Raw genomic sequence first — 22,853 nt, 5'->3', positions numbered from 1 at the left:
TTTAGGCGCCGCTCATTTTGCCTTCGGGATGTTGCTTGTTGTCAGGAGGCGCGGCTTTGTCTGCCATTCCACACGTAAAGCCCGCGCTTTTCAGCAAGACGCTCTGGCCTCGGTGCGGAAATCATTTCCAGATACCGTTAAACGTCGGTACCGATAATGTTCGGCTAAATGAAGTTAGCTGAAATGATTTGCCTGACAGGAGTTCGCGTGGAGAAATGGTACGGTTGGGGGGTCTCGAACCTCCGACCTCAGGTGCCACAAACCTGCGCTCTAACCAACTGAGCTACAACCGCATGAATCACGTTTGACGCGACGGGGGTCACATACGAGGACTTGAGGATGAATTCAAGTCCCATTCCTCGTCAATATACAAAAAGGCTGGACGCGAGGTCCAGCCTTTTGTTTCCGATCGGCATCGACCGATCAGGCGACCTTGAAGGACGCCATGGCCTTTTCGGCGGCTTCCTTGGAGGGCTTTGCGAGCTTTTCGGCAACCTGCTTGGTGGTTTCCTGCATCGACTTCGCCTGATCGACGGCAAGCTCGGCCTGCTTGCGCAGGAACGAGGTCTGCAGCTCGATGAATTCGGCGACGGACTTGACGCCGAGCAGTGCTTCCATGTGCGAGAGCGAGGTTTCGGCGTTGACGCGAAGGACGTCGATCGCCTTCAGGCCGATCTCGACGGTGCCGGCCTGCGCCGTCTGAACGGTGGCCTCGAGCGTCTTGCCGGCTTCTTCGCCAGCGGTCTTCAGCTTGGCATAGGCGTCTTTCGACTGCTGGGCGCCCTTTTCAGCGAATTCGCGGAAGGATTCAGCCAGCTTGGAGGGATCGAAAGAAGCGATTGAAAAAACGTCATCGGTCTTTATGGTAGCCATGGGTCGCATTCCTTTGGGCTAAGGCAGTTGCTGCCTGGGATCATCGAATGACATCTATATAGGGCATTCTATTGTGCATTGCAACATAAATTGTGCGACGCACAAGTCGTTAACCCTTTCGGCTGAAAGCACCCCGCTGTTCTGGACCGGCATGCGACCTGCAGTTATTAATAAGCCGTTAATTTAGAAGGCCGACAGCGACAAGGTTCGATCATGCCCGCAGTCCAATATCCGTTCATCGATATCGCCGTGCATGCGCGGGTGCGGGAACGCTTTTCGCGCGGCGAAGCCATGGTGCTTTTTTCAGCCGATCTTGCCCGCCTGCTCTGGGCAAACGGCGCAGGTGCGGAGCTTTTCAGCCATTCAGCGGTCTATGACCTGCTCGATCAGGGCGTCGATCGCACCGACATCACCTTTCGGCAGCTGGAAACGGCGGCGCGTCAGCTCGCCGATATCGGCGACAACAGAAGCCTGATGATCCGCGTCGCCAAGGGCTTTCAGCGCGCGCAGGTGCAGGCGGCCGCCGAACTGATCCGGCTTTCATCGGGCGAGAAGGCCATTCTGTTTTCCGTGCCGGTATCGGCAAGGCCGCTGACGGCAGGCGCTGCGGCGGCCCAGATGCTGCAGGGACTCGATGATCCCGACACGCATATGGCTGTCATCGGCGCCAATGGCGAGGTGATCGCGGCCTCGCCGGGCTTTGCCTCGCTCGCCATATCAGGCGAGACCGCAAAGGCCTTGATCAACCTTGCAGGCGCACATCCCGACCGCCTGGTAAAGCGCCCGGTCGCCACCGGCAGGGGTTATCTTCCGGCCGCGGTCGGCAGGCTCAGCGACGAGCCGGCGCTCAATCTGCTTTTTGCCGTGGAAACCGCGATCGGTCATCTCGATCCGATCGATGCGCCCGTAGTCGACGAAGTCGATGCACCGCCGCAGACGGCTGACGCGCCGGCGGGGGAAGAAGGCACATCGTCATCCGAGCTTCCTCGGCAAGAGGCGGCTACGGCGACCGGCTTCGGCGAGATCGTCGATGCGGTCTCGGGGATCGAAGAGGTCGAGGAGACGCTGGAGGAGATCGCTGACGACCGGGAACATCCGGCAGAGGCGGCTCTCACATCCGCAGAGGCGGCGGTTGCCGACGAGAATCCGGCCGCAGACGAAGCGGCGGAGAACGACGGCGCGACCGAGAGCGGCATGGATGAGGCCGACCAGACGGCGGAAGCGACCGCGATGGCGGAGACACCTGCCGAGACCCGCCAAATGCCGCTTGACGAGGCGCCGGACGCCGTGCGCGAAGAGCCGGCCGTCGCAGCAACCGCAGCTTCCGACGCACCCCCTGCCCCGTCGCTTGCGCCCGAGCCCGGTTTCGTCTTCAGGCCGAATAGCCGCGCCACCCGCTTCGTCTGGAAGATCGATGCGGAAGGCCGGTTCAACGAGGTCAGCCACGAATTTGCCGAGGCCGTCGGTCCGCATGCATCCGCCATCATCGGCTCCGCCTTCAGCGATATCGCCGCTCTCTTTAACCTCGACCCCGACGGCAAGATTTCCGAGGCCCTCGCGCGCCGCGACACATGGTCGGGCAAGACGATCCTCTGGCCGGTCGAAGGCACCAGCCTTGTCGTTCCGGTCGATCTCGCCGCACTGCCGACCTATACCCGCAACCGCGACTTCGACGGCTTCCGCGGCTTCGGCGTCGTCAGGCTTTCCGACGCGCAGGAAGATCCGCTGGCGCTCGGCCTGACGCTCGGCCCGAACGGCGTTGGCCATGATGCGGCAGGCCTCGGCCCGACGGCCGACGCTGTCAGCGAACCGGCACACGACATTGACGCCGCGCCCGAAGCGGTCCCGGCAGAAACGATCGCGGCGGACGCGATCGAGGACCACCCGCAGACCGAAGAGACGCCTTTCGAAGCGACCGGAGAAGAGGCCGGCTTGGAGCCGCCCGCCCGGGAGAGCGCCGCCGAAGAGATGCAGGAGAGCACCGGTGAAGCGCCGGCGGCCGATGCTGCAGACGAACCCCCGCCGCTTCGCCTCGTGGAAACGCCCAATCGCCGTTCCACCGACAAGGTCGTACAGCTTCACAGCACAGGCGCCGCATTGACGGCCGCCGAACAGGCGAACTTCCGCGAAATCGCCAAGCGCCTGGAAGCCTTCGGCGCCCGCAGGGAAGAGCCCGACGCCCCGCCGACGGGCACTACCGCCACGGAACCGGCATCCTTCGAAGAAAGAGCGGCGCCCGAAGCCATCACCGGCGAAACGCCCGCCGCTACGGTCGACGCCGCTTCGGTCGAGGAGACGGCGCCGCAGGAGGCAATCTTCGAGAACGCGGTCGACCCGCTGCGCGAAGACGCCGCTGACGAACCCGACGCCATCGGCGAGGACGAGGCGACGGAAGGGCTCGAGGAGACGGTCAGCCAGATCGAGGTTCTCACAAGCTTCATCCCGCCGCGTGTGAAGATGATTGACGGGCTTTCGGCCGGAACGGTCGACCAATTGCCCGTCGCGGTGCTTATCCATGTCGGCGATGCGCTGATCCATGCCAATCCCGAATTCATGCGGCTGACGGGCTACCACTCGCTCGACGCGCTGCGTGAGGTCGGCGGTATCGAAGCCCTGCTGCAGCGCCGCGAACTTGAGGAAAAGGCAGCCGGTTCCGGCACCATGATGCTCGTCAAGGCCGACGACACGCTGATACCGGTGACTGCGCGGCTGCAATCGGTGCGCTGGGAAGATGCCAACGCCCTGATGCTGGCGCTGATGCCGGTGGAACGCAAGGAAGACGCCCGCGCCGAAACCGGCCGGTCGGAAGCGCGTCCGGAACGGATGGTCGAGAAGGTCGCCAAGCTTCAGGTCGAAGTGGAGGAATTGCGCTCGATCCTGGAAACGGCGACCGATGGCGTGGTCGTCATCGGCACCGAGGGTGATATCCGTTCGATGAACCGGTCGGCGAGCGCGCTGTTCAATTACGACGAGCAGGAGACGCGCGGTAAACCCTTCGTCATGCTGTTTGCCCATGAGAGCCAAAAAGCGGTCCTCGACTATCTGAACGGCCTTGCCGGCCACGGCGTGGCAAGCGTGCTGAACGACGGGCGCGAAGTGATCGGCCGCGAGGCCGGCGGCGGCTTCGTGCCGCTGTTCATGACGATGGGCCGGCTTACCTCCTCGAACGGCTATTGCGCCGTCATCCGCGATATCACCCAGTGGAAACGCACCGAGGACGAGTTGCGCAACGCCAAGGGCGCGGCTGAAACCGCCAACGCCCACAAGACCGATTTCCTCGCGCGCGTCAGCCATGAAATCCGCACGCCGCTCAACGCAATCATCGGCTTTTCCGACATGATGGCGGGTGAGCGCTTCGGTCCGATCGGCCATCCCCGTTACATCGAATATGCCAACGATATCGGCCGCTCCGGCCGGCACGTCCTCGATATTGTCAACGATCTCCTCGACATTTCGAAGATCGAGGCGGGCGAGATGGATCTTGACTTCGCCGCCGTCGGCCTCAACGAGGCGGTCTCGGAGGCCGTCGCCCTCGTCCAGCCGCAGGCGAACGGCCAGCGCGTCATCATCCGCACGGCGCTGTCGCATTCGGTGCCCGAGGTCGTAGCCGATCTGCGCTCGATCAAGCAGATCGCGCTCAACATCCTGTCGAACGCCATCCGCTTTACCCCGTCTGGCGGACAGATCGTCGTTTCCACCTCCTATGAGGTGAATGGCAGCGTGGTGTTGAGGGTCCGCGATACCGGCATCGGCATGACGCGCGCCGAACTCGATCATGCGATGAAGCCGTTCCGCCAGGTCTCCTCGACCCAGTCACGCCATCGCGGCGATGGCACCGGGCTCGGCCTGCCGCTGACCAAGGCGATGGTGGATGCCAATCGGGCGACATTCTCGATCAATTCGGCGCCGAACGAAGGCACGCTCGTCGAGATCACATTCCCGTCGCAGCGCGTGCTGGCAGGCTGATCCCTATCGACGGGGCGGAGCCGCCTGAAGGCTGGACGGCAGGCAAAAAAAAGGCAGCCAGAGGCTGCCTTGAATGGGTGCTGTTCAACAAGAGCTCAGTCGATCAACGTCATGTTTCGTAAGCCCGGAGGCTCCAGGCCGCCTCGTTCATGTGCGGCCCCCAAGTTGTTTCACCTTTGACAAAGGTTTCTTAACGAAAGGTTTCCATGACAGGGCATTGCTGAATGGTGAAAGCTTGTGGTTTACGATTGTTTATCAGTCCCTCAGTTCGCTCAAATCAGCGAAGAGCCGCAGCGCTTCGGGGTTGGCGAGCGCCTCCTGGTTTTTCACCGGCCTGCCGTGAACCACCTCACGCACTGCAAGCTCGACGATCTTGCCGGATTTGGTGCGGGGTATATCGGCTACCGCGATAATCTTTGCCGGCACGTGGCGCGGCGACGCGCCGGTGCGAATACGCGTCTTGATCGCCTTGACGAGATCCTCGGTCAGCGTCACACCAGGGGCAAGGCGGACGAAGAGGATGACACGCACGTCGTCATCCCACTCCTGGCCGATGCACAGCGCCTCGGCCACCTCGTCCATCTGTTCCACCTGATTGTAGATCTCGGCCGTGCCGATGCGCACCCCGCCGGGGTTGAGCGTCGCATCCGAGCGGCCATGGATGACGAGGCCGCCATGCTCCGTCCATTCGGCAAAATCGCCATGGCACCAGACATTGTCGAACCGCTCGAAATAGGCGGCGCGATATTTGGCGCCATCTGGGTCGTTCCAGAACATGACAGGCATGGAGGGGAAGGCCTTGGTGCAGACGAGTTCGCCCTTCTCGCCGCGCACCGGCTTGCCATCATCGTCCCAGACGTCGACCGCAAGACCGAGACCGGGGCCCTGGATCTCGCCGCGCCAGACCGGCTGCAGCGGATTGCCGAGCACGAAACAGGAAACGATATCGGTGCCGCCGGAGATCGAGGCGAGCTGAACATCCTGCTTGATGCCCTCATAGACGAAGGTGAAACCCTCGGGTGACAGCGGCGAGCCGGTGGAGGTCATCAACCGGAGGCTTGAGAGATCGTGGCTTTTGCGCGGCGTCAGCCCGCCCTTGCGCACCGCATCGATATATTTTGCCGAGGTGCCGAAAATCGCAAATTTTTCGGCCTCGGCATAGTCGAACAACACATTGCCGTGAGGTGCAAAGGGCGAGCCGTCGAACAGGCAGAGCGTGGCGCCGCTGGCGAGGCCGCTGACCAGCCAGTTCCACATCATCCAGCCGCAGGTGGTGAAGTAAAAGAGCTTCTCGCCCGCCTGCAGGCCGCAATGCAGACGGTGCTCCTTCAGATGCTGCAGCAGTGTGCCGCCGGCCGAATGCACGATGCATTTGGGTACACCGGTCGTGCCCGAGGAAAAGAGAATGTAGAGCGGATGGCCGAAGGCAAGCGGCGTGAATACGATCTCGCTGGCCTCATAGGGCGCAATGAAGGCTTCCAGCGTCGAAGCCCCTGATGTCTTGCCCGCCACCGCCTCGGCATCGCCGGCATAGTGAACGACGATCGTGGGGACACCGAGGCTTTTCGCCACTGCCGCAACCTTGGAGCCGACATCCTGCAGCTTGCCGGAGTACCAATAGGCGTCGCAGGCGATGAAGAGCCGGGGGCCGATCTGGCCGAAGCGATCGAGCACACCCTGCTCGCCGAAATCGGGAGAGCAGGATGACCAGATGGCGCCGATCGAGGCGGCGGCGAGCATGGCGGCGACGGTCTCCGGGATGTTCGGCATCATGGCGGCGATGCGGTCGCCCTTGCCGATGCCGCGTGCCGCGAAGGCCTGCTGCAGCCTCGAGACCAGCGCGCGCAACCGATCCCACGACCAACGGTCTTCGGCCTTGTCCTCGCCGCGGAAGATGATGGCGTCGGCCTCACCGCGGCCGGGCAGCAGGTTTTCGGCGAAATTCAGCGTCGCGTCGGGAAAAAAGCGGGCGCCGAGCATGCTGTCGCCGTCGACGAGGACCTCTGCGCCGCGCTCTCCCTTCACGCCGCAGAAATCCCAGACGGTCGACCAGAACTTCTCCCGCTCGGCAACCGACCAGGCATGCAGATCGTCGAAGCCCGAAAGCGAAAGCCCGAACTCGCCATTGCAGCGCTCGATGAAGGCATGGATCGGGCTTCTTGCGACCGCCTCGGCCGAGGGCACCCATAGTGGCTTATTATCCTGCATTCATTCCTCCTCCCCAATGCCGTCTTTATATCATGCTGCATTGCATTATAAAGTGCGCAACTGCCCGATCCCAAACCTAAACCGCTGGCATAAACCGGATTCATGCGACGCGGTCGGCTCTTCGTTTTATGATGTCATTGTCCCGGAACCGCTGCACGCTTCCGGGCGACATGCATTGGATTTGCATAGGCCGGATATTTCATATATCGGGCGAAATCAGCGCATAACCGGTAACCGGCGGAGATCATGGGTACGTCTAGACATCGCAGGTGGCGCAGGAAGATCGGGCCCGTTTCGCGCTGGCTTCCGGCCTTTGCCCGCATGTCGACACTGCTTCTGCTCATCGCGCTTGCACTGTTCGTGGCCCTCAGGGTCGCAGCGCCCTATCTCATCACGACCGGTTTCGTGCGCTCCGGCATCGAGGATGCGCTGTCGAAATGGACTGGCTACCATGCTGAGATCAAGGGCACTCCGGTTCTCGAATTCTGGCCGACGCCGCGCATCACGCTGAACCAGGTCACCATCCGCCAGCCGCGCGAAAGCGGCGACAAGCTGCTCGGCAGCATTGAAAGCCTGTCGGCGGATTTCAGCCTCATCGATGCGCTGAGAGGCCGGACGAGTTTCCACGAATTCCATCTGCTGCGGCCCAACCTGGCGCTGACGCGTGACGAGAATGGCCTGATAGACTGGAGTTACGCCGGCCTGCTTGCGCGCGCGATTAGCGGCGTGCGCTACGAAAACGGGGCTGAGATGCTCGATCCCGCTCTCGATGCCGAGATCGGTGCGGTGACCGTCGAGGACGGCACGCTTGCCGTCACCGATGTCAAGAGCGCCAAGACTTACAATTTCGACAGCGTCACAGCCGACATTGGCTGGCCACGGCTCTCCGGCGCGATCTCGGCTGTCGTGATCGCCCGTATCAACGGCGTGGACCTGAAGGTGGATTTCGCCTCGCGCCAGCCGCTGCTCGCCTTTGCCGGCAAGAGCGCCGAGACGCGGACATCGCTGACGTCAAACCTGCTGACGGCCCGTTTTCAAGGGATCGCCAGCATCGCCAGCCTTTCGGCGCTGTCCGGCAATATCGCCGTCAGCATTCCTGATGTGCCGGCGTTTCTGACATGGTCGGGCAGATCGCTCCCCGGCGTCGGCACGCTGAAGAGCGCCTCGCTGGAATCCGACATCATGTCGTCGGGCAGCGGGCTGCGTTTCAACGATCTCAGCCTGTCGCTGAACGAGGCGAGCGCCACTGGCGTGATGGACCTTTCGACCAGGGCCGGCAGACGGCCGAAGATCGGCGGCACGCTCGCCTTCGACCAGATGAACCTGAAGCCGTTCCTTGATGCTTTCGCCCTGAGATTGGCGGCCGGTGAGGCGGATGACATCTCCGCCGGCATCAGCGAACCGCTGCAGTTGCTCGACGTCGACGTCAGGCTTTCGGCGCGGCGCGCTGAGATGGGCCGCTTCGAGCTTTCCGATGTCGGCGCCAGCATGATCGTCACCGGCGGCGAGGCGAAGTTCGACATCGGTGACAGCGGCTTCGAAGGCGGCGAAATGACGGCGCATCTGGAGGCGACGCGGCGCGACTTCGACGGCGGCGGCAAACTGCAGCTGTCGATCCGCGATGCCGACTTCGCCGGCCTTGCCGAGCGTCTGCAGCTCAAAGGACCGCTGCCGCTTGCGACGGGATCGCTCGATCTCGACCTGCAGTCGTCGAAGGCGATCTGGACGGCCGGTCTTGCCGACGTCACCGGCAAGCTGCATTTCTGGACGAGGGAAGGCACGATTCCCGGCGTTGACACCGGCGCGCTCAGGACGCAGGCCGCCGAAAAACCGTTCTTTCCGCTGAGTGCCGCAGCAGGCGGCGCCTTCGCTTTCAACCAAATGGACCTTCAAGCCGATTTCGCCAACGGCTCTGCCGAAATCCATGACGCCCATGTCATCGGGCCGACGCAGACGCTGGCGCTTTCCGGCGTGATCACCTATCAGTCGAACGGGCTGGCGCTTTCCGGTTCGCTGGAGGCAACCGATCCGGCCAAGGCGGCAGAGCTGCCGCTTCTGCCGTTCTTCGTCGGCGGCTCATGGCCGAACCCGGTGATCTCGCCGGTTCCGCTTTTCGGCGGCACGCCCCACGCGCAATAAAGAACCTTGCGCCCAATAGGACAGGGGCTCAGGCGCCGGCGGCGGCCGCCCGCTCGTCGCGCTCGCGCTGCACTTCGCGCCGCTTGGTGATCACGGATGCACAGATAACGCCGACCGCGACGATGGCGATGAGGATCGTGCAGATCGCATTGATCTCGGGCGTCACCCCAAGGCGCACCTGGCTATAGATCTTCATCGGCAGCGTGGTTGCGCCGGGGCCGGAGGTAAAGCTTGCAATCACGAGGTCGTCGAGCGACAGCGTGAAAGCCAGGATCCAGCCCGAAAACACCGCCGGCGAGATGATCGGCAGCGTGATCTCGAAAAAGGTCCGCACCGGCGGCGCGCCCAGATCCTGCGCGGCTTCCTCGATCGACTGATCGAAGCTCAAGAGCCGTGATTGCACGACGACGGCGACGAAGCACATGGTCAGCGTCGTATGCGCCAGCGTAATCGTCCAGAAGCCGCGGTCGAGGCCGATCGCCACGAAGAGCAGCAGCAGCGACAGACCGGTGATGACTTCAGGCATGACGAGGGGGGCATAGACCATGCCTGAGAAGAGCATGCGGCCGCCGAAGCGCGTGTAGCGCACCAGCGTCAGCGCCGCCATCGTGCCGAGGATAGTCGCGAAGGTGGCTGACAGCAGACCGACGCGGATCGTCACCCAGGCGGCGTCGAGCAGGGCCTGGTTCGAGAGCAGCGAGACATACCATTTGGTGGAGAAGCCGCCCCAGACGGTCACGAGCTTCGATTCGTTGAAGGAAAAGACCACCAGCAGCACGATCGGCAGGTAGAGGAAGGCAAAGCCGAGCACGACGGAGATGATGTTGAAACGGGTCCATCTCAGCATGGCTTACTTCCCCCGCTCTTCGGCCTTGGCCTGCGCATTCTGGAAGAAGACGATCGGGATCACCAGGATCATGAGCAGGATGGTTGCGACCGCCGAGGAGACCGGCCAGTCTCTGTTCGCGTTGAATTCGTTCCAGAGCGTCTTGCCGATCATCAGCGTCTGCGAACCGCCGAGAAGATCGGGAATGACGAATTCGCCGACGGCAGGGATGAAGACCAGCATGCAGCCGGCAACCACGCCGGGGATAGACAGCGGGAAGGTGACGCGCCAGAAGGCCTGGATCGGCGTGCAGCCGAGATCCTGCGCTGCCTCGATCAGCGTGCCGTCCATCTTTTCGAGCGCCGAATAGAGCGGCAGCACCATGAAGGGCAGATAGGAATAGACGATGCCGATATAGACGGCGGTGGTGGTATTAAGAATGATCAATGGGCTGTCGATCACATGCAGCGACAGGAGAAGCTGGTTCAGCAGCCCTTCGGGTTTCAGGATGGCGATCCAGGCGTAGACGCGGATCAGGAAGCTCGTCCAGAACGGCAGGATGACGAGCATCAAAAGCGTCGGGCGGATGCGCCGCGGGGCCTGCGCCATGCCATAGGCGATCGGATAGGCGATCAGCAGCATCAGGAAGGTCGAGACCGCCGCAATGATGACGCTCGAGAGATAAGCGTTGAAGTAGAGCGGGTCGTCTACGAGGTAGCTATAATTGTCGAAGGAGAAAGTCGCAACCTTGCTCCAGAAACCAGCCCAGCCGTCGGCAAAGGAGAAGACCGGCTCATAAGGCGGGATGGCGATCGCCGTCGTCGACAGGGAAATGCGAAAGACGATGAAGAACGGCGCCAGAAAGAAGAGCAGCAACCAGGCATAGGGGATGATGATGACGAGGCGGTTGTAAAGGCGCGATGCCAGCGTTTCCATGATCTCAATCCTTCAGCAGCACGCCGCCATTCTCGTCGAACGAAACCCAGACGTCCTGATCATAGGTGAAAGGGTCTTCGACGGAACGCTGCGCGTTGAGGGAAGAGGCTCTGACGAATTTGCCGCTCGGCAGCTTGATGTGGAAGACGGTCATGTCGCCGAGATAGCCGATGTCCCAGATCTCGCCCTTGGCGGCATTGACCGAGGTATTCGCAGGGGCTGTGCGCATCACGCGGATCTTCTCCGGGCGAATGGCAAAACCGACCGTGCTGCCGATCGCCGGCGCCTCGGTGGCGGCAGTCCGGATGGTGAAGCCGCTTTCGATCGATATCTCGACCGCGCCGTTTTCCGACGTCGTCACCTTGCCGTCGAAGATGTTCACGTCGCCGATGAAATCGGCCACGAAACGGGAATTCGGCGCCTCATAGATTTCGGCCGGCGTTGCCACCTGCACGACCTTGCCGTGGCTCATGACCGCGATGCGGTCGGCCATGGTCATCGCCTCTTCCTGATCGTGGGTGACCACAACGAAGGTGAGGCCGAGCGTCTGCTGCAGGTCCATCAGTTCGAACTGGGTTTCCTCGCGCAGCTTCTTGTCGAGCGCGCCGAGCGGTTCATCGAGCAGCAGCACTTTCGGGCGTTTGGCGAGTGAGCGGGCGAGCGCAACGCGCTGGCGCTGTCCGCCGGAGAGCTGGTTCGGTTTGCGTGAGGCAAACTGCTCGAGCTTTACGAGCTTCAACATCTGCGTCACGCGCTCAGTCATTTCGTCCTTCGGCATGCCGTCCTGCCTAAGGCCAAAGGCGATATTCTTCTCGACGGTCATATGCGGGAAAAGCGCGTAAGACTGAAACATCATATTGACCGGCCGCTTGTAGGGCGGCGTGCCGGCGAGATCGGTGCCATCGAGGACGATTTCGCCCGAGGTCGGCTGCTCGAAGCCGGCGAGCATGCGCAGAAGCGTCGACTTGCCGCAGCCGGATGCGCCGAGCAGCGCGAAGAATTCGCGATGATAAATGTTCAGCGACAAATCATCGACGGCGGTGAAATTGCCGAAGCGCTTGGTGACATTCTTGAAGGCTATGAAAGGTTTTGCAGACGGATCGGTCCAGGGTGCGAAGGCGCGGCGGATATTGCCCAAAGATTTCATAATATTCCCCGAGAATATAAGTTTCAGCCGGCCTCCACCTAGAGCATGATGCCGAAAAGTGTGAGCGGTTTTCGGGCGACATCATGCTCTAACTCTTCAATTTAGAACAGGATTCAGGTTTTAGGCCGACCGGGCCTAAAATCATCCTGTTCTAGGCCGGTAATTGAAAGGCCCGGACGTTTCCGTCCGGGCCTGGTACCGACTTACTGGCCGGTCACGACCTTCGTCCAGATCCGCGTCGCCGTGCGCTGTGTCTTCGGGTCCCACGGCTTGACGGTGAAGAGGTTCTTCATCGCCTCGTCCGTCGGATAGACGGCCGGATCTTCCAGCACTTCCTTGCTGACGAACTGCTGCGAGGCCTTGTTGCCGTTGGCATAGAAGGTGTGGTCGCTCGCCTTGGCGATGACCTCGGGCTTCATCAGGTAATTCAGGAATTCATGCGCTTCGGCCACATGCTTGGCATCGGCGGGGATCGCCATCATGTCGAACCACATCTGGGCGCCCTGCACGGGGATCGAATAGTTGACCTCGACGCCGTTCTTGGCTTCGGCCGCGCGGTCGCGGGCCTGCAGCATGTCGCCGGAATAGCCGAAGGCGATGCAGATATCGCCATTGGCAAGGGCGTTGATGTATTCGGAGGAGTGGAACTTGCGGATATAGGGGCGCACCGCGGTCAGCAATGCCTCGACCTTCTTGAAATCTTCGGCCTTGGTGGAGTTCGGATCGAGGCCGAGGTAACGCAACGCCGTGGTCATCACGTCCTTCGGCGTGTCGAGCACGTAGATGCCGCAGTCCTTGAACTTTTCGGCGACCTTCGGGTCGAAAATCACTTCGAGACCGGGCTTGGCATCAGGCCCGAGGATTTCAGCGACCTTCTTGACGTTGTAGCCGATACCGTCGGTCCCCCACATGTAATCGACGGCATACTCGTTGCCCGGGTCATAGGAAGCGGTGCGCTGCTGGATCACGTCCCACATGTTGGAAAGGTTCGGCAGCTTCGACTTGTCGAGCTTCTGGAAGACGCCCGCCTGAATCTGGCGCTGCAGGAAGTCGGCGGTGGGAACGACGACGTCATAACCGGTGCCGCCGGCAAGCAGCTTGGTTTCGACGGTCTCGTTCGAATCGAAGGTGTCGTAGACGACCTTGATGCCGGTTTCCTTGGTGAAATCGGCAAGAATGCTGTCGTCGATATAATCCGACCAGTTGTAGACGTTGACGACGCGCTCCTGCGCAACGGCCGGCGCGGCGGCAAAGAGCGCGGCGATGGCTGCGGCCGTCACGGTTGCGATGGTTGACCTCATGGCTTCTCCTGTTTGTTCGAAGAGCCCGCATGCGCGGGCATCTCTTCCCTCTGGTTTTGCCCCGCAGACTAAGAAGGAATTTCTAACCCCACAAGCGCAAAAAAATGCGCCTTCAATCATTTCACGATCACTGGAAATCGAAGGCGCTGAGGCCCGCCACCATCTCGTCGAGCCCGAGCGGCCGCGTGACCGGCGGCTCGGCGCGGGAAAGGCAGCCGCGCCGCTCGCAAAGACGACAGGCCGGGCCGACCGCAACCGGATCGAGCGCCGCCGCCTGCCCGTAGACCACGCCGTCTGCAAGAGCGGCGTCGCAGCCGACCAGAATCGCGGTGCGTCTGATCCTTTCGCCGAATTCGACGCTCGGCCCCTCCAGGGTGCGGGCGACCGTCAGGAAGGATGCGCCATCCGGCATGACCACCGTCTCGGCGAGAATCTGGCCCGGCTGCAGGAAGGCGGCGTGGAAATTGAGCTTCGGACAGCCGCCGCCGAAACGGGCCTGCGGAAAGCCCTGCGCGCCGGCTCGCCGCAGCCGGTGGCCGGCCGCGTCGATCTCGATGAGGAAGAAGGGGATGGCCGCCGCCCCGGGTCGCTGCAGCATCGTCAGACGCGTTGCCGCATGCCCGAAGGAGACGCCGAAACGCGCGCGAAGAATATCGATGTCGTAACGCGTCGCTTTGGCCGCCGACAGGAAGGCCTCGTAGGGCATTGCCAGCGCCAGGGCCGCAATGCGGGCAAGTTCGAAGCGGGCGATGCGGCGCGCCTCGGCGGAAGAAAGCGAGAGATCGTCGAGCTCGGCATCGATGGCCGGCAGCAAGGCAAGGCTCGCGACCTCGACTGAGATTTCGTGCGCCCGATCGGCCGGCGACAGCCGTTCCGAAATGAAAAGCCGCATCGAATGACGATCGAAACGGCGGCGCAGATCCGGCATGACGTGCACCGGCAGGACGCGCACCGCAATGCCGCGTTCGGCGCGCAGCCAGTCCTTCAGCCCCGCCGCCAGATCGAGGCCGCCGGGCAACGTCGCAGCAAAGGCTTCCGCCGCGGTCTCGATCCGTCCGAAATAGCCCGATCGGCGCTCAAGCGTCTCGCGCAGCTCGTCCAGCGGCAGCCGGCCGGCGGCAACGGGCGCATGCCCTTCGGCCGCCATCAGCGCCGTCAGATCGGACAGCCGCGCAGCCTGTTCCCGATAGGCGCGATAAAGCTTGATCATGCCGCTCGCGGCATTCGGCGCCGCTTCGGCCACCTCCACCAATTCCTGATCACCGGGCAGTTCACCTGAAAGCAGCGGGTCGGCGAAGATCTCCTTCAGCTGACCGAGGCTGCCGCCGGTCTGTCCCCGCAACTCCTCCAGATCGATCCGGTAGACGGCCGCGAGCTTCAGCAGCAGCTGCACCGTCAACGGCCGCTGGTTGCGCTCGATGAGGTTCAGGTAGGAAGGCGAAATCTCCAGCGCCTCGGCCATGGCGGTCTGCGTCAGCGCCAGCGCATTGCGGATGCGCCGCAGTTTAGGGCCTGCGAAAATTTTCCGTTCCGCCATGTCACACCTTTGACAAAGAACAGGAGCGCGCAATTTACAAACATTTACAAATTCACAGCGCCCCTCTGTCAATCCTCGTCATCTTAACCTCTTTCCGATCCCAAAATCAAAGGTTTTCCTGGCCATACCAGAGAAAATTGTCAATCTTGTCATTCACCAACACAGTGACGGTTTTCAGCGAGGAGAGCGGCATGACCGATTTTTACAAACTTGTCCGAAACGCACCAGCAGGCCGCTTCGACGGTATCGAAAGGCCCTATTCGGCCGCTGACGTGCAGCGGCTCAGAGGCTCGGTGGCGCTCAGCCATACGCTCGCCGAAATGGGGGCGGATCGCTTGTGGCAGCTCATTCACCAGGAAGACTTCGTCAATGCGCTCGGCGCGCTCTCCGGCAACCAGGCCATGCAGATGGTGCGCGCCGGGCTGAAGGCGATCTATCTCTCCGGCTGGCAGGTGGCGGCCGACGCCAATACCGCATCGGCGATGTATCCCGACCAGTCGCTTTATCCCGCCAATGCCGGGCCGGAACTTGCCAAGCGCATCAACCGCACGCTGCAGCGGGCCGATCAGATCGAGACCGCAGAGGGCAATGGCCTTTCCATCGAGACCTGGTTTGCCCCGATCGTTGCCGATGCGGAAGCCGGTTTCGGAGGACCGCTCAACGCCTTCGAGATCATGAAGGCCTATATCGAGGCGGGTGCGGCGGGCGTCCATTTCGAGGACCAGCTCGCTTCGGAGAAGAAATGCGGCCATCTCGGCGGTAAGGTGCTGATCCCGACGGCCGCCCATATCCGCAATCTCGACGCCGCCCGGCTTGCCGCCGACGTCATGGGCGTGGCGACGCTGGTCATCGCCCGCACCGATGCGGAAGCGGCAAAACTGCTGACCTCTGACATCGATGAGCGCGACCAGCCCTTCGTCGACTATGATGCCGGGCGTACGGTCGAAGGCTTCTACGAGGTCAGAAACGGCATCGAGCCCTGCATCGCCCGTGCCGTCGCCTATGCACCGCATTGCGACCTGATCTGGTGCGAGACCTCCAAGCCGGATCTCGAGCAGGCGCGGCGTTTTGCCGAGGGTGTGCACAAGGTCCATCCCGGCAAGCTGCTTGCCTATAATTGCTCGCCGTCGTTCAACTGGAAGAAGAACCTCGACGAGGCGACGATCGCGAAGTTCCAGCGCGAACTCGGCGCGATGGGCTACAAGTTCCAGTTCATCACGCTCGCCGGCTTCCACCAGCTGAATTACGGCATGTACGAGCTGGCGCGCGGCTACAAGCAGCGGCAGATGTCGGCCTATTCCGAGCTGCAGCAGGCCGAATTCGCCGCAGAGGCGAACGGCTATACCGCCACCAAGCATCAACGCGAGGTCGGCACCGGCTATTTCGACGCCGTGTCGCTCGCCATCACCGGCGGCCGGTCTTCGACCACGGCAATGCACGATTCAACCGAACATGCGCAGTTCAAACCGGCTGCGGAATGAGCAGAAGAGGAGGATAAGATCATGGCATCCATCGCACGCGTCCGGGAACGGGCCGAGGAGCAGGCATCGAGCATGAGCGAGGATCAGCAGACGACGATCCGCATGCTCGCCAATGACCTGCATCGGCTGAACCAATCCGTCATGAAGGCCGTCGAGGCCGGCGTTTCGGTCGAACTGGTGCGCTCGGCCCGTCACCACGGCGGCGACGGCAATTGGGGCGACCTGTTGATCCCGGTCGTCGTCACCAACCGGCACTGACAAAATAGGCGGCAGCCCGGGCACACCGCTCTGTCTGCCCTCGATCACAGCGTCCGCGCCTCGAAAGAATGCGCGGGCGCCTTTCAGTCTTCCGCCGTCGGCCTCAGCCGCGGCTCGGTCGCTTGCCGGCGAAGAGATCGGCATAGCTTCGGATGAGCTTGGTCATGCGGTCGGCGACAGTGCGGATCTCCGGACGGTGCCGGTCTTCGGCATTCATGACGATCCATTGACGGTGACGCAGTTCCGGCAATTCCCCGCCCTGGCGCTGCAATTCAGGATGAAGATCGCCGACGAAACAGGGAAGCACTGTTTTGCCGGCGCCGGCGCGCACCAGGTCCGGCAGTGAACGCGGCCGATTGACGGTGGCGACAATTCGGGCCGCAGCGTGGCTATGCGGCCAGCGCAGATAGGCCGAGATCGCCTCCTCCTCGCCGACCGCTATCCAGCGCTCGTCGGGCTCGGCGGCGTTGCGCCTGCTATAAACCGCATAGGCCACCTCCCCGAGCTGGCGGGCGGCAAGGTTGCCCTCCTCCGGCTCGAAGGCACGAATGCCGATATCGCTCTCGCGATAGGCAAGGCTTGCCCGCGCCTCGCCGATGGTGAGTGAAATGGCGAAGGCATCGCCCGGCATGCGGATTGCGGCGAAATTCTCCGTCAACAGCCAGGCGACCCAGGTGCCGGCGGTGATCCTGACCGTCGTGCCGCCCTCACCCGATTGCCGCCAGGCTTCCACCTTACGTGCAGCGGCTTCCATCTCCTGAAGGTGATCGAGCAGCGCCTGGCCATCCCCAGTCAGGCGATATCCCGTCTGGCTGCGCGAAAACAATGCGCGGCCGACCTCCTGTTCGAGATCGAGCATGCGCCGGCCGATGGTCGCGGGGCTGAGCCCGCTTGCGGCACTGGCTCCCGTCAAGCCGCCGAGCCGGGCGACCTGCAGGAAAAGCTGATAGGAATCCCAGTTCGCGTTTTTCATCGGTGAAAAACATAGCTGGATTCTTCCCGTTTATGAAGAGAACTTTGAAGCCTAAATGAAGCGATGTCTAACACAGAAAGGACATCGCCATGATCGACATGATCACCATCGCCGGCGTCCACGGATACCGGCACTCCGGCAAGCCAAGCGGCTCCAAGGCAGATGAAGACCGGTTCTATGCCGAGTTCGGAGACAGCAGCATCGTTCGCTTCGCCGCCTGGCTGACCTCGCTTGACCTCATGCTCAAGCGCGCAGTGTCAAAAGCAAGGCGCCGCAAAGATGCGGCGCAATCCTGCGGCAGTCGCGGCCGGGTTCCTCAGGCGACTTTCCTTGCGCCGCGGTGAGCGGCGGCGGGCTCGGCGCCAAGGCGGAAGCGTTCGATCAGCACCATCAGCGTATCGGCCTCGCCGGCAAGCAGGCGGCTTGCCTGCGTCGTCTCGGCAACCATCGACGCGTTCTTCTGGGTCATCTGATCCATGGCGTTCACGGAACCATTGACTTCTTGCAGCGCGGCCGACTGATCACGGCTCGCGGTGGCGATGGTCTCGACATGGCCGCTGATCGCGATGATCTCCTGGCTGATCGAGGCAAGAACGCTGCCGGTCTTCTGAACGAGTTCCGAGCCGACCGTCACCTCACGGCTCGACGTCTCGATCAGTGACTTGATCTCGCGCGCCGCATCGGCCGAACGTTGGGCGAGCTCGCGGACTTCCTGGGCGACGACGGCAAAGCCCTTGCCGGCCTCGCCGGCCCGCGCCGCCTCGATGCCGGCATTCAGCGCCAGAAGATTGGTCTGGAAGGCGATGTCGTCGATCACCTCGATGATCTGTTCGATCCGCTGCGAGGCTCCTTCGATACGCTCCATGGCGGCGACGGCATCGCCGACCACGGTGCCGGAATTGTCGGCCGTCTTCTTGGTTGCGGCCACGACATTGTTGGCTTCGCGGGCACGCTCGGCGGAGGAGCGAACCGTAACAGTAATCTCCTCTACCGCGGCGGCAGTCTCCTCCAGGCTCGCCGCCTGCGCCTCGGTGCGCTTCGACAGCTCACCGGCCGATGCCGAAACGGCGCCGCTGTTGCGCTGGATCGTCGAGGCGCTGTCGCGGATGCCGGAGAGCGTATCCTGGAGCCGCAGCAGCGATGCGTTGAAATCGACGCGCAGTTGTTCCAGCCGGCCGATAAAGGGCGTGCCGATCGTTTGCGAGACATCACCCTGGGACAGGCGCCCGAGACCGGCTGCAAGCTGGCTGACGGCAAAATCGATCTGGCTGTCGAGCGAGCGCTTGTCAGCATCGTTGCGGGCGCGTTCGGCATCACTCAAGGCACGCTGTTCGGCCGCCTGCGTTTCCAGATCGCGCCTGGCGCGGGCGCTGTCGCGGAAGAGCGCCAGGGCCCGGCCGATTTCACCGAACTCATTCTGCTTCTCGGCGCATGGAATATCTCCCTCGAGATTACCCGAGGAGATCGAGTGGACGCTCGCGGTCAGCGCCTGCAGAGGCCGCACCGACAGGCGGATCGTATAATAGGCGAGAACACCGACGAGCAGCATGACAATGAGGCCGACGCCGAGAACCAGCATCTGCAGCTCATTCAGGCGTTCGTAGTAGACTTCCATCGGGATGCCGATGAAGAGAAGGCCGACATTGGCGTTCGATGCGCTCTTGATCGGGAAATAACCGGTCATGAAGTTGCGGCCGAAAAGTTGCGCCGGACCATAATAGGCCTCGCCCTTGGCGAGAACCGGCTGGGCGGGATGATCGGCGGCGAGCTTGGTGCCGACCGCGCGCTCACCGTTTTCCTTCTTGAGATTGGTCGAGATGCGGACATAGTCGCCGCCCTGCTTCTGGAAGATCGTCGCTACGCCTGCAATCGATTGCGCCGTGCGGTCGACCAGCGAATGATCGGCAAGGGCCGGAATGGCGTCTTCGGTGACGGCTGCGAGCTGATTGTCCTTCATCTCGATCTTTGCCGCCTGATCGGCAGCACCGTAGAGGACGGCCATCGCGCGGGTCGCGTCCCTGGCGTCGGAGACGGCCCCGTCCATCACATGGCGGCTCAGATTGTAATAGGTCACGCCGACGATGGCGGCCGTGCTGATCGCCAGCAGAAACAGCGTGATCGCAACGATCTGGCGGACGATAGATGTAGAGAAAAGGCGCAGCATCGAAACCTCCGGCGGCAACGAGGCTAAATTAAAGGAAAAGCATTAAGGAAAATTTTCCGTAAATCTGGTCCTCTGGCGGCGTCGAATGACCAAGGCAGAAATAGCCAAGATCTTGAACCTACCGCATGACGAGATCGAAAAAATGCTGTTTGGCCTGGCTGCCGGAAACGATCAACAGCCTGCTAAACTGAGCGCCCTCGATTGGTCTGATCGCTAATGCCTGAAGGCCTTCTCCTTGCTTCAATATCAACAAAACAAAACCCGCCGAAAATATCGACGGGTTTGTCAATGGTCCGAGCGCCGGAAAAACGGGCCGTTTGAAGCGTCGCCAATCAGGCGGCGCGGTAGACCTGGGCTTCGGCCGCCTCGCCGTGGATCTTGAACTGCTGGATGAGGTGGCGCAGCGCGTCGGCCTCGTCGGCCAGTTCGCGGCTGGCAGCGGTCGTCTCCTCGACCATGGCGGCGTTCTTCTGCGTCATCTGGTCCATCTGATTGACCGTCGAGTTGACGCTCTGCAGCGCGTTGGACTGGTCGTGGCTGGCGCGGGCGATCATCTCGACATGCTGGCTGATCGTGACGATCTGGGCGCTGATCTTCGCAAGCACCGTGCCGGTTTCCTGGACGAATTGCGAGCCGGAGCTGACCTCGTTGGTCGACTTGTTGATCAGACCCTTGATCTCCTGCGCGGCGGCGGCGGAGCGCTGGGCAAGTTCGCGGACTTCCATGGCGACGACCGCGAAGCCCTTGCCGGCCTCCCCGGCGCGCGCCGCTTCGATGCCGGCGTTGAGCGCCAGCAAATTGGTCTGGAAGGCAATCTCGTCGATGACGCCGATGATCTGCTCGATCTGACGCGAGGCTTCCTCGATGCGGCCCATGGCGTCGATCGCATTGCTGACGACGACGGCGGAATCGTCGGCGCTGCGCTTGGCCTGGCGGACGATCTGGTCGGCATCCTTGGCGCGTTCGGCCGACGAGCGGACGGTGACGGTGATCTGATCGACGGCAGCCGCGGTCTCTTCGAGCGAAGCGGCCTGCTGTTCCGTGCGCTTGGAAAGATCCTCGGCCGACCGGGCCATCTGGTTGCCGTTGCCCTGGATCAATTCGACGTTGTCGCGGATCTGGCTCATCGTCGCCTGCAGGCGCAGCATCGAACCGTTGAAATCCTGACGCAGCTGTTCGAGACGGCCAATGAAGGGCGTTTCGATCGTCGTCGAGATATCGCCCTGCGACATACGCTCGAGGCCGGCCGCAAGCGCGTTGACCGCGAATTCGATCTGGCGGTCCATCTCGCGCTTTTCGGCATCGTTGCGCTGGCGCTCGTGTTCGGCGGCAGCGCGCTCTTCATCGCTCTGTTCCTCGATGCGGATCTTCGAGATGGCATTTTCCTTGAAGATGCCAAGCGCCCGGGCCATGTCGCCGATTTCGTCGTGGCGCTGCTCGCCTGTTATGCTGGTATCCAGCGCGCCTTCGGCGATGTGGCGCATGGCGCCGGTGATCTGACTGATCGGGCGCTGCAGCGTCAGTACCAGGGCGATGCCGCCGAGGATCGACAGAAGGATGCCGAGGCCTGTGGTCATGACGGAGATGCTGTTTGCCTGGGTGCGCTCGGTGCCAGCCGTCTGCTTCTGCAGTTCGGCGAAATCGGTGAGCTTCTTCCAGATCCCATCGAGCTCCTGTCGCGCCGCGGCATAGGCGGTCACGCGCTCGCCGATCGTATCGACGATCTTCGAACCGCCGCCGGAGATGGCATCGAGCGCCGGCTTGATCGCGTCCGATATGCCTTCGGCAAAGCCCATACCCTTGGCGCTGGTGGTCAGCACCTCCATGTCCTTGCCGAGCGTGCCGGTCTGCTGCTGCAGACGGACGAGATTTTCCTTGCTTGAATTGGCGAGGAAATCGGAAAGGACGATCTGCAGCGCATAGACGGAGTTTTCGAGACGCCGGGTATCCTGAAGGACGGAATTGGTCTGGGCGATGCGGCCTTCAAGTTCGGCGAAACGCTGTGTCGCCTCACGCATCTTCTGCGTCGCGGTCAGCTGCGTATAGGTCGAGGTCTGGCGGAAGCGGGACACGAGACGACCGAGCTCGGTGATGTTTTCCTCCGTCGGGCTGGGCATCTCAGCGATCGTCTTGATGCTGTCGATCGTCGCAGCCAGCGAGTCGATGACATTCTTTTGGTTGGTCGGAACCGAGATGGCGATCAGGCGCTGAGATTTCATGATCTCCGGCAGCTGTTCCTTGATGTAGGCGATCTTTTCCTCAGGCGTCTGCGGCTTGCTGTAACCGCTGGCGACGCTGCCGAGGAAATCGCCGCCCTTCAGCAGACGGTCGGCCGTGCGCAGGGTGATGGTGGCGGCACCTTCGTCGCGCTGAAGCGCGGTCTGCAGTTCATCGGCCTGATAGGAGACCGTGAAGCGGGTGCTGATCAGGCTCTTCTGCGCTGCGTCGATCTGCTCGTGCAGTTTCTGCTCCTGCTCGTGCAGCGTCCAGAGCTTGTCGACGACGCCCGAAATATCCTTGGTGCGGCGCGATGCCTCGGCAAGGCTGTCACGGCCGGCGGCCTCTTCTCCGACCTGATCCAGCGTCTGGTCGAGCACGCCCTGCTGGGTCTTCAGATCCGACAGCAGCTTGTCGCGCGCCTGCGGGCTCGTGATGCGCAGGAAATCGTCCATCGAACCGTAGAGATCCTTGAACCCGCTCAGCGACTGCAGCACGCTGTTGGATATTTCCATGCGGCCCTGGAGAAGCCCGGATGCGTAAAGGCCGGTCAAGCCCACCGCCGAAATGGTAACGACAAAGGGCAGAACGAAGATCAAAACCTTGGTCTTGATCCTGAAACGGGAAAGAATCTTGTCAATCAACATGGCGTTCCGGGCCTTTCATACACTACTCCTCCCGCGGGCAGCCATAAGGCGCGCCAGCCGAGTGCACATCGAACTATTCTATTTCCATCGGGGAACCTGGAGGCCAGGCGGCAGTCATTGCCGGTTCATGTTCCAAGCAGACTTGGAAACGCCCAAATAATCGCGGCGATTGTGTCAGAT

16 protein-coding genes and 1 tRNA gene are annotated in these 22,853 nt (G+C 62.2%); 6 read left to right on the top strand and 11 right to left on the bottom strand.

Translation table 11 applies throughout. The features are described 5' to 3' along the window. Nucleotides 1-216 precede the first annotated feature (216 nt). Together Tal182_RS03880 and Tal182_RS03875 are read right to left on the bottom strand one after the other, a co-directional pair. Nucleotides 217-293, bottom strand: a tRNA-His gene (locus Tal182_RS03880). 130 nt (nucleotides 294-423) lie between these two features. Continuing rightward, a complete protein-coding gene (locus Tal182_RS03875) occupies nucleotides 424-873 on the bottom strand; it encodes a phasin (protein ID WP_011424084.1) in 450 nt (149 codons plus the stop codon). Nucleotides 874-1,086: 213 nt separating this feature from the next. Here Tal182_RS03875 and Tal182_RS03870 point away from each other — a divergent pair, with 213 nt between their 5' ends. Next, nucleotides 1,087-4,839, top strand: a complete 3,753-nt coding sequence (locus Tal182_RS03870; RefSeq protein ID WP_085858115.1) for an ATP-binding protein — start codon at nucleotides 1,087-1,089, stop codon at nucleotides 4,837-4,839. Between the two features lie 255 nt (nucleotides 4,840-5,094). Here the strand turns inward: Tal182_RS03870 and Tal182_RS03865 are convergent, their stop codons facing one another. Next, nucleotides 5,095-7,047 carry an acetoacetate--CoA ligase gene (locus tag Tal182_RS03865; protein WP_085858114.1) on the bottom strand — a complete coding sequence of 651 codons (1,953 nt, stop codon included), beginning with the start codon at nucleotides 7,045-7,047 and terminating at the stop codon, nucleotides 5,095-5,097. A gap of 246 nt (nucleotides 7,048-7,293) precedes the next feature. On the opposite strand from Tal182_RS03865, the gene Tal182_RS03860 reads away from it, so the two are divergent. Next, nucleotides 7,294-9,186, top strand: a complete 1,893-nt coding sequence (locus tag Tal182_RS03860; RefSeq protein ID WP_085858113.1) for an AsmA family protein — start codon at nucleotides 7,294-7,296, stop codon at nucleotides 9,184-9,186. Nucleotides 9,187-9,214: 28 nt separating this feature from the next. Here Tal182_RS03860 and Tal182_RS03855 read toward each other — a convergent pair whose 3' ends face one another. From Tal182_RS03855 to Tal182_RS03835, 5 genes are all read right to left on the bottom strand, one after another. Beyond that, complete coding sequence (locus Tal182_RS03855; protein ID WP_064809621.1) at nucleotides 9,215-10,033, bottom strand: ABC transporter permease; 819 nt, start codon at nucleotides 10,031-10,033, stop codon at nucleotides 9,215-9,217. Between the two features lie 3 nt (nucleotides 10,034-10,036). Continuing rightward, entirely contained in the window at nucleotides 10,037-10,948 is a 912-nt protein-coding gene (locus tag Tal182_RS03850) for an ABC transporter permease subunit (RefSeq protein ID WP_085858112.1), read from the bottom strand. 4 nt (nucleotides 10,949-10,952) lie between these two features. Next, nucleotides 10,953-12,095, bottom strand: a complete 1,143-nt coding sequence (locus Tal182_RS03845; protein ID WP_085858111.1) for an ABC transporter ATP-binding protein — start codon at nucleotides 12,093-12,095, stop codon at nucleotides 10,953-10,955. 203 nt (nucleotides 12,096-12,298) lie between these two features. Continuing rightward, nucleotides 12,299-13,396 (bottom strand): polyamine ABC transporter substrate-binding protein, encoded by a 1,098-nt coding sequence (locus Tal182_RS03840; RefSeq protein ID WP_085858110.1) that lies wholly within the window; start codon nucleotides 13,394-13,396, stop codon nucleotides 12,299-12,301. A gap of 127 nt (nucleotides 13,397-13,523) precedes the next feature. After that, nucleotides 13,524-14,933: an XRE family transcriptional regulator gene (locus Tal182_RS03835; RefSeq protein ID WP_085858109.1), complete on the bottom strand. Its 1,410-nt coding sequence runs from the start codon at nucleotides 14,931-14,933 to the stop codon at nucleotides 13,524-13,526. A 191-nt stretch (nucleotides 14,934-15,124) separates the two neighbouring features. Here Tal182_RS03835 and aceA point away from each other — a divergent pair, with 191 nt between their 5' ends. Together aceA and Tal182_RS03825 are read left to right on the top strand one after the other, a co-directional pair. Next, nucleotides 15,125-16,414 carry an isocitrate lyase gene (gene aceA, locus Tal182_RS03830; RefSeq protein WP_085858108.1) on the top strand — a complete coding sequence of 430 codons (1,290 nt, stop codon included), beginning with the start codon at nucleotides 15,125-15,127 and terminating at the stop codon, nucleotides 16,412-16,414. 21 nt (nucleotides 16,415-16,435) lie between these two features. Beyond that, nucleotides 16,436-16,672 (top strand): hypothetical protein, encoded by a 237-nt coding sequence (locus Tal182_RS03825; RefSeq protein ID WP_064800722.1) that lies wholly within the window; start codon nucleotides 16,436-16,438, stop codon nucleotides 16,670-16,672. 103 nt (nucleotides 16,673-16,775) lie between these two features. Here Tal182_RS03825 and Tal182_RS03820 read toward each other — a convergent pair whose 3' ends face one another. Further along, complete coding sequence (locus Tal182_RS03820) at nucleotides 16,776-17,645, bottom strand: LysR family transcriptional regulator (RefSeq protein ID WP_085858107.1); 870 nt, start codon at nucleotides 17,643-17,645, stop codon at nucleotides 16,776-16,778. 89 nt (nucleotides 17,646-17,734) lie between these two features. On the opposite strand from Tal182_RS03820, the gene Tal182_RS03815 reads away from it, so the two are divergent. Beyond that, the gene (locus Tal182_RS03815; protein WP_085858106.1) at nucleotides 17,735-17,989 is read left to right on the top strand and encodes a hypothetical protein; all 255 of its coding nucleotides are present in this window, start codon (nucleotides 17,735-17,737) and stop codon (nucleotides 17,987-17,989) included. Here Tal182_RS03815 and Tal182_RS03810 read toward each other — a convergent pair. Beyond that, on the bottom strand, nucleotides 17,962-19,809 hold the full coding sequence (locus Tal182_RS03810; RefSeq protein WP_085858105.1) for a methyl-accepting chemotaxis protein: 1,848 nt from the start codon (nucleotides 19,807-19,809) through the stop codon (nucleotides 17,962-17,964). The genes Tal182_RS03815 and Tal182_RS03810 overlap by 28 nt on opposite strands. Before the next feature lie 85 nt (nucleotides 19,810-19,894). Between Tal182_RS03810 and Tal182_RS33075 the strand changes: the two genes are divergently transcribed. After that, on the top strand, nucleotides 19,895-20,026 hold the full coding sequence (locus tag Tal182_RS33075) for a hypothetical protein (protein ID WP_280952437.1): 132 nt from the start codon (nucleotides 19,895-19,897) through the stop codon (nucleotides 20,024-20,026). A 115-nt stretch (nucleotides 20,027-20,141) separates the two neighbouring features. On the opposite strand, the gene Tal182_RS03805 is transcribed toward Tal182_RS33075, so the two are convergent. Continuing rightward, on the bottom strand, nucleotides 20,142-22,673 hold the full coding sequence (locus Tal182_RS03805) for a HAMP domain-containing methyl-accepting chemotaxis protein (protein ID WP_085858104.1): 2,532 nt from the start codon (nucleotides 22,671-22,673) through the stop codon (nucleotides 20,142-20,144). Nucleotides 22,674-22,853: the final 180 nt, after the last annotated feature.

This window comes from Rhizobium sp. TAL182, from assembly GCF_002117725.1.
GTDB classification, from domain to species: Bacteria; Pseudomonadota; Alphaproteobacteria; order Rhizobiales; family Rhizobiaceae; genus Rhizobium; species Rhizobium esperanzae.
This window is presented reverse-complemented; position numbering and strand designations above follow the sequence as displayed.

What these genes read in the sequence shown, in the direction of transcription:
- Tal182_RS03855 (WP_064809621.1), bottom strand. Translation starts at nt 10,033, where the DNA reads ATGCTGAGATGGACCCGTTTCAACATCATCTCCGTCGTGCTCGGCTTT.
- Tal182_RS03820 (WP_085858107.1), bottom strand. Translation starts at nt 17,645, where the DNA reads ATGAAAAACGCGAACTGGGATTCCTATCAGCTTTTCCTGCAGGTCGCC.
- Tal182_RS33075 (WP_280952437.1), top strand. Translation starts at nt 19,895, where the DNA reads ATGACCAAGGCAGAAATAGCCAAGATCTTGAACCTACCGCATGACGAG.
- Tal182_RS03815 (WP_085858106.1), top strand. Translation starts at nt 17,735, where the DNA reads ATGATCGACATGATCACCATCGCCGGCGTCCACGGATACCGGCACTCC.
- Tal182_RS03825 (WP_064800722.1), top strand. Translation starts at nt 16,436, where the DNA reads ATGGCATCCATCGCACGCGTCCGGGAACGGGCCGAGGAGCAGGCATCG.
- Tal182_RS03805 (WP_085858104.1), bottom strand. Translation starts at nt 22,673, where the DNA reads ATGTTGATTGACAAGATTCTTTCCCGTTTCAGGATCAAGACCAAGGTT.
- Tal182_RS03865 (WP_085858114.1), bottom strand. Translation starts at nt 7,047, where the DNA reads ATGCAGGATAATAAGCCACTATGGGTGCCCTCGGCCGAGGCGGTCGCA.
- Tal182_RS03875 (WP_011424084.1), bottom strand. Translation starts at nt 873, where the DNA reads ATGGCTACCATAAAGACCGATGACGTTTTTTCAATCGCTTCTTTCGAT.
- Tal182_RS03860 (WP_085858113.1), top strand. Translation starts at nt 7,294, where the DNA reads ATGGGTACGTCTAGACATCGCAGGTGGCGCAGGAAGATCGGGCCCGTT.
- Tal182_RS03850 (WP_085858112.1), bottom strand. Translation starts at nt 10,948, where the DNA reads ATGGAAACGCTGGCATCGCGCCTTTACAACCGCCTCGTCATCATCATC.
- Tal182_RS03835 (WP_085858109.1), bottom strand. Translation starts at nt 14,933, where the DNA reads ATGGCGGAACGGAAAATTTTCGCAGGCCCTAAACTGCGGCGCATCCGC.
- aceA (WP_085858108.1), top strand. Translation starts at nt 15,125, where the DNA reads ATGACCGATTTTTACAAACTTGTCCGAAACGCACCAGCAGGCCGCTTC.
- Tal182_RS03810 (WP_085858105.1), bottom strand. Translation starts at nt 19,809, where the DNA reads ATGCTGCGCCTTTTCTCTACATCTATCGTCCGCCAGATCGTTGCGATC.
- Tal182_RS03845 (WP_085858111.1), bottom strand. Translation starts at nt 12,095, where the DNA reads ATGAAATCTTTGGGCAATATCCGCCGCGCCTTCGCACCCTGGACCGAT.
- Tal182_RS03870 (WP_085858115.1), top strand. Translation starts at nt 1,087, where the DNA reads ATGCCCGCAGTCCAATATCCGTTCATCGATATCGCCGTGCATGCGCGG.
- Tal182_RS03840 (WP_085858110.1), bottom strand. Translation starts at nt 13,396, where the DNA reads ATGAGGTCAACCATCGCAACCGTGACGGCCGCAGCCATCGCCGCGCTC.